The organism is Massilia eburnea (assembly GCF_050709955.1).
In the GTDB taxonomy this organism is placed as follows: Bacteria; Pseudomonadota; Gammaproteobacteria; order Burkholderiales; family Burkholderiaceae_D; genus Rugamonas; species Rugamonas eburnea_A.
Genome location: NZ_JBNZFX010000023.1, coordinates 154875 through 165857, shown reverse-complemented (window position 1 = coordinate 165857; position 10983 = coordinate 154875). Strand labels below are relative to the sequence as shown.

Annotated in this window: 12 protein-coding genes; 3 read left to right on the top strand and 9 right to left on the bottom strand. The window is 56.1% G+C overall.

The genetic code is table 11. The features are described from left to right. From ACQ4MM_RS13255 to ACQ4MM_RS13220, 8 genes are all read right to left on the bottom strand, one after another. Nucleotides 1-2017 (bottom strand): phage terminase large subunit family protein (locus ACQ4MM_RS13255; RefSeq protein WP_431477805.1); only part of this gene is annotated, 2017 nt, incomplete at its 3' end. Beyond that, a complete protein-coding gene (locus ACQ4MM_RS13250; RefSeq protein WP_431477804.1) occupies nucleotides 2014-2547 on the bottom strand; it encodes a hypothetical protein in 534 nt (177 codons plus the stop codon). The genes ACQ4MM_RS13255 and ACQ4MM_RS13250, both read right to left, overlap by 4 nt. A gap of 131 nt (nucleotides 2548-2678) precedes the next feature. Continuing rightward, the gene (locus ACQ4MM_RS13245) at nucleotides 2679-3281 is read right to left on the bottom strand and encodes a hypothetical protein (protein WP_431477803.1); all 603 of its coding nucleotides are present in this window, start codon (nucleotides 3279-3281) and stop codon (nucleotides 2679-2681) included. Between the two features lie 91 nt (nucleotides 3282-3372). Further along, nucleotides 3373-3714 (bottom strand): hypothetical protein, encoded by a 342-nt coding sequence (locus ACQ4MM_RS13240; protein WP_431477802.1) that lies wholly within the window; start codon nucleotides 3712-3714, stop codon nucleotides 3373-3375. A gap of 189 nt (nucleotides 3715-3903) precedes the next feature. Further along, the gene (locus ACQ4MM_RS13235) at nucleotides 3904-4476 is read right to left on the bottom strand and encodes a hypothetical protein (protein ID WP_431477801.1); all 573 of its coding nucleotides are present in this window, start codon (nucleotides 4474-4476) and stop codon (nucleotides 3904-3906) included. A gap of 76 nt (nucleotides 4477-4552) precedes the next feature. Beyond that, a complete protein-coding gene (locus ACQ4MM_RS13230) occupies nucleotides 4553-5632 on the bottom strand; it encodes a YdaU family protein (RefSeq protein ID WP_431477800.1) in 1080 nt (359 codons plus the stop codon). Between the two features lie 101 nt (nucleotides 5633-5733). Next, complete coding sequence (locus tag ACQ4MM_RS13225) at nucleotides 5734-5973, bottom strand: hypothetical protein (protein ID WP_431477799.1); 240 nt, start codon at nucleotides 5971-5973, stop codon at nucleotides 5734-5736. Between the two features lie 395 nt (nucleotides 5974-6368). Then, on the bottom strand, nucleotides 6369-6596 hold the full coding sequence (locus ACQ4MM_RS13220) for a helix-turn-helix domain-containing protein (RefSeq protein ID WP_431477798.1): 228 nt from the start codon (nucleotides 6594-6596) through the stop codon (nucleotides 6369-6371). A gap of 71 nt (nucleotides 6597-6667) precedes the next feature. Between ACQ4MM_RS13220 and ACQ4MM_RS13215 the strand changes: the two genes are divergently transcribed. The 3 genes from ACQ4MM_RS13215 to ACQ4MM_RS13205 all read left to right on the top strand — a co-directional run bounded on the left by ACQ4MM_RS13215 (nucleotide 6668) and on the right by ACQ4MM_RS13205 (nucleotide 9529). Next, nucleotides 6668-7387: an XRE family transcriptional regulator gene (locus ACQ4MM_RS13215; RefSeq protein ID WP_431477797.1), complete on the top strand. Its 720-nt coding sequence runs from the start codon at nucleotides 6668-6670 to the stop codon at nucleotides 7385-7387. A 942-nt stretch (nucleotides 7388-8329) separates the two neighbouring features. Next, the gene (locus tag ACQ4MM_RS13210) at nucleotides 8330-8584 is read left to right on the top strand and encodes a DUF4224 domain-containing protein (protein WP_431477796.1); all 255 of its coding nucleotides are present in this window, start codon (nucleotides 8330-8332) and stop codon (nucleotides 8582-8584) included. A 42-nt stretch (nucleotides 8585-8626) separates the two neighbouring features. Then, entirely contained in the window at nucleotides 8627-9529 is a 903-nt protein-coding gene (locus tag ACQ4MM_RS13205; RefSeq protein WP_431477795.1) for an integrase, read from the top strand. A gap of 621 nt (nucleotides 9530-10150) precedes the next feature. On the opposite strand, the gene ACQ4MM_RS13200 is transcribed toward ACQ4MM_RS13205, so the two are convergent. Beyond that, nucleotides 10151-10966 carry a HEPN domain-containing protein gene (locus ACQ4MM_RS13200; protein WP_431477794.1) on the bottom strand — a complete coding sequence of 272 codons (816 nt, stop codon included), beginning with the start codon at nucleotides 10964-10966 and terminating at the stop codon, nucleotides 10151-10153. Nucleotides 10967-10983: the final 17 nt, after the last annotated feature.

The following is a 10983-nucleotide window of genomic DNA, read 5'->3' as shown; positions in this document are numbered from 1 at the left end:
TCGGCGCCGCTGCCGGCAAGCCGAACATGGCAGTCGCACTTTCGCCGACTTGCTGCGCCCGGTCTGGTGCGGGTTGAATTTCAGGTTGAGGGGAATGTGCAGACGTCTGCACATCCTGCGATTCGATCTCTGGTTCCGGTTCAGGTTGGTGCGCGAACATGTCGCGCACCGCCGGATTGACGCGGTTTTGCAGCTTGGCCCAGTCCTGTTCCTTGTAACGCTGCACGCCGAGGTAGTACGCCGCAGCCAAGGCGTAGACTTCGCAATCCAGTGCCTCGTTGCGCTTGCCGTTCGGTTTGACCCAGGACATCAGCGCGTGGCCCTTGCTGTAGCGGGTCACCAGGCGTTCAGCCGTGAGCTGATCGTAGTAGTCCGCCGGCAGGTCGACCGAGTGGTGCATGTAACCCGGGCCGGCCTGGGGCAGCCGCATGCGACCGTAGATCAGCGCCTTGGCCGTGTCGGTTCCGACCGGCCACAGCTTGACGCCTTTCTTGATCTTCACGCCGTGATGGTTCACCTCGACGTCGGTAGGCTTGCCGATGATCGGCTTACCTGCCTGGGACATGCCCTTGACTGCAATCACATTGCGGTAAGCGCGGTTCCGGCAGTACGTGTAGACCCGATGGGTGTGATGGCCACCGGTGTCGATGCCCGTCGCGGAGATCGACATGGCGCTGCCGCTTTGATGCGACAGCGGACGCGCGAGGTATGCATCGAGCTGGTTCCAGACATCATCTTCTGCAGGATCGCCGTACAAGGTCACCCAGTCCACCGTCCAGCTTTCCTCCCCCGGCCCCCACGCTTTGACTTTGACTTCGAGTCGGTTGCCCTGCACGTCCACGCCTGCGGTAAGCAAGAGCGCCGCCATCGGCACCGTGCGCAAGCGATACGGCTCGGCACGCGCCTGCAGGTCGCTGGTCTGCACCTGGTCGCCCTGCTCCTCCCAAGTCTCGGCCAGGTCGGTGTTGACGAACACTTTCATCTTCGTGTCGTCGCCCGCGGCCAGCGCGTTCTTCGCTTTCAGGTAGCGCTCGACGATGCTGGCCCAGCTGGCCCAGCCAAGCGGCGAGTACAGCGCGCTCAAGTGGAAGCTGCGACGCCGCGGCCCTGCTGCCGGGTTGTCGGCAATCCACTTTCCGCCAGCCAGCATCACCGTCTTGTGATGCTCGTGGATCACACAGCCGTTGTGCTCGCACACATAGTGGGCAGTGTCCGGCAGGTGCGCGCCGTCGTCGGCTTTATCCCACTTGATGCCAGCCCACTTCAGCCACTGATACTCGCCGCAGTGCGGGCAAGCCACCTGGTAGTGCTCTCGCGAACCGATGTCATACGACGATTCGATGCGGCTAAAGCCCTTCGTGGTCGGCGTGCTGACTTTCAGATTTTTGCGGCGGGCAAAGTTCGTCGCCCGCTTCTCCGCCAAATCAATCGGGTCGCCCTCGCCGTCCAGATCGTGCGGGTACGCATCGACCTCGTCAAAGAACAAATACTTACAAGGCATCGAGCGCAGGTCCGCAGCGCTGTTGGCGCCGGCGATCACCAGGACGCCGCCAGTAAAATCCTTCATGAGCGTGGTGTTGCCCGAATCGCGCGAGCGCGAATCCTTGATGCGCTCCTGCAGGATCGGCATTTCGTCGATCATCGCCGCGACACGCTGCTTGGAAAAGCGCTTGGCCAGGTTCAGCGTCGGCTGAACGATCATCATCGGGCCCGGCGAGTGATGCACGACATAGCCGAACCAATTGTTGCCGCTTTCGGTGCCGCCGACCTGCGTGCCCTTCATGAAGGCGACTTCTTCAGTCGGTGAATCCGGTGACAGGCAATCCATGATGTCGACCAGGTAGGGCGTGCGGTCGTTACGCCAAGGGCCGGGCTCGGGCGACGCCTTCTGCGGCAGTTGGCGATGCTGCTCGGCCCATTCGGAAACCTTTAGGTCCAGATCCGGCATCAGCCCCGCTTCGAAAGCCTCGCAGTAGATCTGCTCACCATCCAGAAAGTCGTCCCTTGCGCCCATCATTGCCTCGTTTGTTCGCCCTCCCCTGCTGCCAGCTCGCGAAGGACGCGTTTGATTTCTGCCATCATCAGTTGGTGACAACGGGCGGGATCGGCTTCAGCTGCCAGCACCGGCGCCAGCCGATCCGGCAGGCCTTCCAGCGCGGAGCGCACGATCCGCGCCTTTTCGAACGCCGCCTTCCTGACGCCTTCCGCCGCCACCAGGGTGCCGCGCTTTTCCGCAATCTCAATCTCGAACAGTTCCGCCCTGGCCGTCTCGGTCCGGGTGCGCGCGACCATGATCGCGCTGTCTTCCCTTCCGTCGTGTGCCTCAGGCCTAGAGTCTTTCGCTGAAGGCGGCGGCTTGAGGATTGCCTGGTTGGTTCGAACCGACTGCGTGAGGTCTGTATTGCGCGCCCACTGGATGTCGGCGACATCTGGATCGATCTTGCCGTCGATCTCGGTGATGCGCCCGGCCTGGACCGCCTTGGTCACGGCCGCCGGCGAGACGCCGCGACGCCTCGCATACTCGGCTTTGGTGATCAGTTCAGCCATGTCGTTAACCTGTTTCTTTAACCTATTAACCGGTTCTTTAACTCCGGAATAAATCTGTCACTAGCGAATGATCGCGGCGCGAATTACCCTCGATAGGTCGAGTCCTGGAAGTACCTTGAACCTTGCCGCCGCTAACGGGCCGTGGCCAGCGCGTCGTCAATGGCGCGCTGGAGATTGCGGTCGAATGCCTTTGCAACGGAACGCTCGGCAAGTTCCTTGAACGGATAGCGACTGCGATACCGTGCCTGCTGCGCATACCCGATCAGCAACTTGAGGCCGTTGCCTGCTGGTGACCTCTTGCGCAGGTAGATGCCTGGCACGCCGCTGACCACGCCGCTAAACACGTTCTTCTTCGCGAGGAGTTGTTTGATCGCGCGCCGTTGCATGTTGCCAAACTGGTTCAGCTTCACGCTCTTCGGCAGGACGAGTGCCCGGCCAGTTGGTCGTCGGTCGCCCCCGTCGAATTGGTACGTCAGGTACTTCCATTGATCCGGCCGCACAAACACGCTGGCATATGGCTTCGATTTCGTTGCCGGCGTTACGGCGAATGCCCGCAAGGTAAATGGCGTCGGGCGGTCAATGTGCTGAGTCAACGCCTGGGCGAGCTTGCCCTGCACATCTTTGGCAGTTGCAGTCAGCCCCTTCGCGACGGCGAATGGCAATTGCTTCTTTGCGATGTCGGTCAGGTTCTTCCGAACCGCATCGACATTCGTTTGGACGGAAATGGAGAGCATGAGCGCAGCGCTGCAAAGACGTTGGACGAAAAAAAACCCCGCCTAAGCGAGGTTTCATTTTGTAGGGGCGTGACTTGCCCTGAGGCGCATTCTAATCGAAGAAAATCCGAGTTGCAATATTCTTTCGCAACAGCGCCTCCAATGCCTGTTCAGCCTCGCCCAGTACATTCGTGAAATCCAGGGATGGAAAGCGCCAGACGGTCGCGATGTTGCAGCGGCGACGAATCGCCCAGTCAAGATGGCGCGGCAAGCTTTGCATCATCGCTTCAACACCTTCGGCGACGCGCGTGTCCATGTCTTCATACAATTCGTCCGAGTCACCCTCAACGTCGTCGGCATAATCACTTTGCAGCATTGCGCTGCGTCCGCGCCAACCGATGCGCGTATCGTCACGTCGCTGCCAGCGTGTCCATACGTCAAGGCAGTAGTCCAACGCCTTCGCCTCTGGCCGCACTGCAACCGGAATGACGTTGACGGGTTTTTGCCGAACACATTGCAGGTGCCACCACTTTCACGATGTCGCCCCGCCCCCGGTTCGACTCTTCGACGAAGAACACTCCGTCCACCACAAGAACTCCACCCATTGCTACTCCCTTTCTGCCCAGGTTCAAACGTTTCCCAGCTATTCACGCAAGCCCAGCGCCTGCTCCGCCATCTCAATCGAAGCGATGTAGACGGACTCCCCTCGCTCATGCTTTTCCAAAATTGCGCGTGCCCAATCGGTTTGCCCGCTGATGCCGGCGCGCTGCGGCATTCCCTTCAATCTCAATTGCGACAGCAGCTTTCTTGCCCGCTCCGGCTGCAGCCTTGCTTTGCCTGGAGCTGGAAGCTCATGCCGCTTCACTGGCACCGCCGCCAGTTCCGGCTGCTCCGCGTAATGTCGCAACGCATCGACCCAGCGTGGCCGCAATACTTCGTACCCCTGATGCGTCATTGCGAATGCCCCGACCTTCACCCATGCCCAATAGATCGCCGGGTGGGACCAGACATCGGGATCGTTCGGATTGAATCGCTCCCGTTTCACGCCCTGCTCCAACGCCTCATGGAATGCGAGCTCTGGATCGAGGTTTGGCCTGCACAGCTTGATAAATTCGGGCAGCGTTGGTGGCCTGTCCCTCGATTCCAGCAGCCGATACCCGGTCGCCAGTTCCGATCTCGATAGCGTCCCCAGCCGCTCCGCCCAGTATTCCTTCATCTCAGTCGCATTCACCCCGGCCCACATGTCAGCGAACCTAGCACCGTACGCAAAGGACATTCGCTTGAACAGCGACTCAACCCAGCTGATGGGCAGTGGCTGATGGGGTGATGTCGATGACGTTGTCACGTGCTGCATTGTTCGCTTCCTCTCCGGTTAATCCTGCAATCGTCGCCACGCGACTTGCCGTGAAGCCGGTCGACTGCCCTTGCTTGGGCACCTTCGCCCCGCTCAATTTCATCGCTGCAGCCTCACGCGACCAGCGTTCCAGAATGCCCTTGACGTATCCCAAGCTCAGTGCATCGCCTTTGGTGCGGCGCGCTTCCACGCATGCCGCAGCAATCGTGGCCACGGCTACGCCTTGCGCAGCCATCTGCATCAGACGCGGGTCTGCCGGCTGCGTTTGCACACCGTGCTTGCGAAACTCAACGCTGAGCGCCACGGCCCCGCGCGCGCTGTCTTCGCTTAGTGTTGGCTGTTGCTGGGGGTTTACTTGGTTCTGGTTTTGGTTCTGGTTCTGGTTCTGGTTGGTTTCAGCGAAAGGTATCCGCGAACTATCCGCGGATACTCCGCGATTGATCCGCGGAGTATCCACGGTTTGTTCGAGACCACTGCCCATACCATCCGCACTATCTTCCGCCTGCGCCGTGCGCTCCGAACGCATGCCTCCGAAATCAAATCCAGCTTGGGGAAGCGGCCGCTTGAGACTGGCAATCAATTCAGCGCACGCGGCGCTCTCGGGCGTATCACCCCACTTGCGCACGAATTCAGCCACCTTGGCTTCCGCAGACACAACGTCACCGACCTCGATGCAGGCTTTAAAAGCCTTTTCAGCAGCTCCCCATGCGCGAGCGCGTGCGCCGGCGTTCCCATTTCGCAGGTTCGCTCGGTATTCTTCGATTTCGTGATCGCATCGTTTGTTGATCCAGCCTTCGTCCGTCAGCGTGAAAAAGTCTTCTAATACCTGCTGTGCTGCAGTCACTTCTTCCGATGAAACGATCAACAGCCGACGGAACAGCGTGCGCTGATCAGCTGGCAGTGGCAGCTCCTTCTCGTAATACATATCAAGCATGTCGCGGTAGATTCCGCGCTCCAGGCGCGTCAAGTGACGCGTGGCGCTATTGAAGTCGCCAATATGATGCGGGTAATAGTTCATCGTGAAAGTTCAGTTAGGCCAACGACCTGAAAGTACATATGGAAAAAGCCCCATGGGGCCGTAAGATTGCGAGAGTTAACTCGTCGGGTGATAGACCTCGCTCATCGCGTCAGGCGCACATCCTGAGTCACCAGTGCGCCCTTGCGCGGGCAATACACCGCAAACATCAGCGCCAGAAGAGTTTCCGTCCGCTTGTGCAACGTGGCGCCAATCTCTTCGAGGCTTACGCGTTCGGCCCGATCAATGACCCCGTCCTTCGTCGCTTCAGAAAACACGTCGTAAAGGTGCCCGATCTCACGATAGGTCGCGTTAATCGCTGCATGGATAGAATCGTTTCTCAATCTCGCCAAGCGATGGAATCAACACAAAGGTCCCGCCGCTTGCGCACGCGATGGCTTCAGCAAAGTGCGAAGTCCCACTCAGTTGCTGAAGTGCCAGTGCATCGCTAATCGAGAGCGACTGACCCCTTGTCTCGTAGACGCGATTCTTTAGCGCACTTTCGCTCCAGCCCAAGTGTGCTGCCGCCACGATCCATTTCCCGTTGACTGCATTGATCATGTCTAGCACCGCTCTACGTAAATTCATACAATTCCTCAAAGAATTTTGGTTTTGCTGTTCGCAAAATGGTTTTAAAGTTGCAACACCCACACACAATGCCGTTCATTTCCATATGACCCGTTCAATCACTCTTACTAACAGCCAAGCCGGCACCGTGACTGGTTCGCTGCAACCAAGTTCAGTCAATGTGGTCGCCATCAAGCCCACAATCTCGAACATACTCAGGTCTGCAAAGCTCACGATGCAGGTCAAGTAGCCGCATCCCGATGGCCAGCGTAGGTCTTGCCCCACGCTTTCCGGAGAGGAAGGCGCTGATCGTGGATTGACTGCACCCCGCCCTGCTTGCCAGGTCTTGCTGGGTCAGTCTCTTGTCGAGTAGCTCGCGTGTAATTTGCTGGATGTTCATGCATCAAGTATTACATATGTATTTTAATTTATCAATACCAATGTATTTGATCTTTTTATTACAATCGTAGTATGAAAACTTTAGCCGAGCGCCTAGCCTGGGCGCGCGCCCAGAAATCCCTCAAGGAAGGGGACGATTTCACTCAGGCCGACCTAGCCAACCGAGCCGGAGTCTCACAGGGTGCCATTGGACACCTTGAATCGGGTCGAACGAATACGTCACGCAGCATCATTGCTATCGCAAAGGCGCTTGATGTTGATCCTGCTTGGCTGGCTGACGGTAAAGGATCACCCTACCCTGAAAATGCGCTTGGCACTTCCGCAGTTCCGGATGAAGCAATTCCCGTCACCGTCGCAGACCCAGGCGATCCAGAGTTCTATCACATACCGAAGGTGGAGTTACAGTTGCGAGCAGGAGTCACAGGTTTTCAGACAGTTCCAGAAATTTATGACGGCGGCACACTCGCCCTTCGTAAGAACTGGGTTCAGCGTAATAAGTACGCTCCTAACAAGCTCATCGCTCTCACCGTTAAGGGCGAAAGTATGGAGCCGAACTTATACGCTGGTGATCTTGTTATCATCAATACCGCCGACCTTTCGATGACCGATGGCGCTGTTTATGCCTTCAACTATGAAGGCGAGGCGGTTATCAAACGACTGCAACGCGACCAAGGTCAGTGGTGGCTGACATCAGACAACCCAGACCAGAGGAAGTATCACCGCAAGAGCGCTCGCAACGGCGAATGCATTGTTGTTGGCCGCGTCGTCAAAAGAGAAACAGATCACATCTGACCCTACGCTGTGCGTTGTTCGTTATTTTCAGCCTCTGGTGCGACTGTTGCCGTCGTGGAGCTACCAAGTCGCCCCGGAGATGATGTCCGCTCCGACCTTCTGACGCAGTTACAACCCCACTTCCCTTGCCTCCCGATCATGCTGGTCTGGGCATCTGCAAGTTCACCAATTGGGCTGCGCTCATTCGCAACATTCGAGCACGAAGGTATTCTTATCCAACTTTTTTTGGCCCCAAACGTTACTTGGAGCCCACTTCCTCCACAACCCCAAAAGGAAGACCCACTTCCATTCTAGGTTGCAACTAATGCAACCAAGCCTCCCCAAGTCCAAACGTAATTTCTAGCGCACCGTCTCCATTCGCCCTCATTGATTACATTTGTATTGCAATACTCAAATACGTATGTAATAATTCAACACACTTCGAATCCCAACCTTTGAGGAAAACAGATGCGGATCTTTACTGTTGTGATCAGAACTGTCGCCAGCTCTTTCACCTTCGCCGCAATTGGCACAGATAGCATTTCCCTTCACATGTCGATGCTTGAACACTTTGGGGCCTGTGGCGTCACGGTTATGGCGGGCTCGAAACTATGACTCAGCTACGCGCTATATGGGGAATGTTCGCGCATTTCCGCACGCAGGGGTGCACTCGCCTTAACGCTGTACGGCGCGCGCTACATGTTCATCGAAACGGGTTCTAGGTGATGCCTGCCTTATCTCCAAATGCTCTCGCACTTGACTTCGCATATAGGTCCCTTCACACCAAAAAGACCATCCGAGAGGTAATGGACGACCCCGTGCTCAGGCGCATCCTCCTAAATCGCGCGCAGGCCCGAATGCGTAGATGGAATCGGTTCGACGCCAAAAAAATTCAAGCAAACGATATCGACTAACTAATAGGATATACATGCATCAGATAATTCAAAACACGGGAGCGCAAATATGAGCGCCATGTTTGAACTCCCACTGCATTCAGAAACACTTTCCGCTGAAGAGCTCGTCGAAATTTCTGGCAGCAGCCGCAAGAACGACCAGATCGATTGGCTGAAACGCAATGGTTGGATATTCCATCAGAACAAAGCTGGCATGCCTGTCATCGGCCGCCTGTACGCTCGCATGAAGCTCGCCGGAATCAATCCTGCCGCGATGGCAATGAATGATCGCGGCTGGCAGCTTGATACGGCAAAGGTCCGATAAATCATGCGCCCGAAAACTACAGGCAATAAGCTCCCACCTCGCATGATTGCACGACGCCGCCGCTTAGCCTCCGGTAAGGTGTGGGTGGGCTATTACTACAATGGACGTTCAGATGAAGGAAAGCGCCAAGAGCTCCCTCTCGGCACCGATCTTGCAGCCGCCAAACGAAAATGGGCCGAACTTGAATGCGCAGATGTTCCTGCAGATGCATCGATGATGAAGCACACATTTGACCAGTATGTTCGCGACATACTGCCCAAGAAAAAACCATCCACTCAACGCGAAAACATGCTTTGCTTGTCACAATTGCGACCGATATTCGATGCAGCGCCAATCAATGAAATTCGGCCGCAGGACATTGCCCGATACCGTGACGCACGGTCGGCACCTGTTCGGGCCAACCGAGAAATTGCACTGCTATCACACGTGCTCAACATGGCGCGTGAATGGGGGCATTTGAAAGGTGAAAATCCATGCCGGGGCGTGCGCAAAAACAAAGAGCAGCCTCGTGATTTCTATGCTGACACCGAAGTATGGGATGCAGTGTATGCAGCCGCCGCAGCCGAATTGAAAGACGCAATGGACCTAAACTACCTAACGGGCCAGCGGCCAGGTGATGTGCTCCGCATGAAAGATGCGGACGTGCGCGACGGCGCGCTCTATGTACGTCAGGGAAAGACCAACAAATTTCTTCGCATTCTGCTGCACCCAAACGGCACCCAGTCGCAGTTGGCTAAAGTGCTCGATCGCATCCAAGCGCGGCCAGGCAGAAAGCCAGATTCCTACTTGGTCACACTTCCTTCTGGCGATCCGTTAAAACAATGGAATCTCCGCTTGCGGTTCGACACGGCGCGAAGCGTGGCAGCCGATCACGCAACTGAATCAGGCAAGAAATCGCTGGCAGCACGCATTAAGAAAATTTCAATTTCGCGACATCCGCGCTAAGTCCGCCAGCGAGATTGCCGACATCAAAGCAGCCAGCGAATTGCTTGGGCATACAGAAGGTGAAATTACAGATCGTGTATATCGCCGAGTTGGGCAAGCGGTCAACCCAACAAGATAGCCCACGATGCCAAAGTTTTTCGACAGGTCCAGGTCGCAAAGCCGCCCTTGATCTGACAGTCTGCGTCTGGTGAAGTCTGAGCCAATACAGATTCGGCTAAACGGCCCCCTTACTTGAAGGGCTATCTACGCAACCTTCGCGGCGGTCGCTTCGGCCAACCGAATCAGGAAAAAATCACTAGCAGCGCGCATTAAGAAATTCCAATTCCGTGACATCCGCGCTAAATCTGCCAGCGAAATTGCCGACATCAAAGCAGCTAGCGAATTGCTGGGACATACAGAAGGTGACATTACAGATCGTGTATATCGACGGGTCGGCCAAGCAGTCAGGCCAACAAGATAACAACCTGCCGGCGACCGAGAATGTATCGACACTGGGCTCGATCCGACACATCGCGTCTAAAGTCGTCAAGCTCTATCGGGTCGCTGTGACGGCGCGTTCAGTGCCCGAGTCTACGGTCGCTCGTAACACTGCTGCCATCGAAAATGCAGTTTAGGCTCCCTCTAGTTTTTCTTCCCCAACTGTTTAGCCGCTGCTTTCGCAGCCTTCTTTGCATCCCGCTCTGCCTTGGCCTTCTCGGCCTCTTTCTGCTTCGCAAACTGGCGAACGCCTTCGGCGATCTTCTTGGGAATGAAAACGTACTTGAGAACCTCGTCGATGATCTCGGGGTGCAAAAAGAACGGCGAGTTACCAGCTTCAAAGTCGGGTCGCATCTTTACACGCTTGCGTCGTGAAGACCCAAAGTAAAGGTTATTCCAAATCAATGCATCACGCGCTGGGTGATCTTTCTTTTCGATGATCCTTTCCAGCACGCCTCCCATGACGCATGTCCCCTTTTCTTCCCTCGCCTTCGCTCGATGAATGCGATCAAGCTCACGAGACAGCGAGTTCACTTTGCTGCCGTTCGCATCAACTGTGTCATAGTCCAGCGGCTGACAGTACCTTCTAAGCTCCCAAACTGCATGGTCGAACCGAACAATGTCGAATGGCTCGACTTCGTATGAAACCTCGTAGTAGCGATATTCTGCACCATAGTCTTCGAGTTTCTTGATGAACTCGACTGTAGTGGCGCTAAGATCGAGTTCGAACTTACCGTGCTGCTTCATCAGGTTAATGCCGGGCATTACGCTATGCCCATGATGAGCCTTCACTCGATTGAGGACAAGAATGCCTTTGACATACTTCTCCAGGCAGTGCAAGGCAGACCACAGAAACGGCTGAATCAGCCTCGCTCGATAAGCCATCCGTGCAGCGATGTAGTCCTTGTCGGCTGTCTCACGAAAGCTTCTTATCGCAAAGTTATTGATCAGGCTAGACACAATGCCAAATCGCGAAA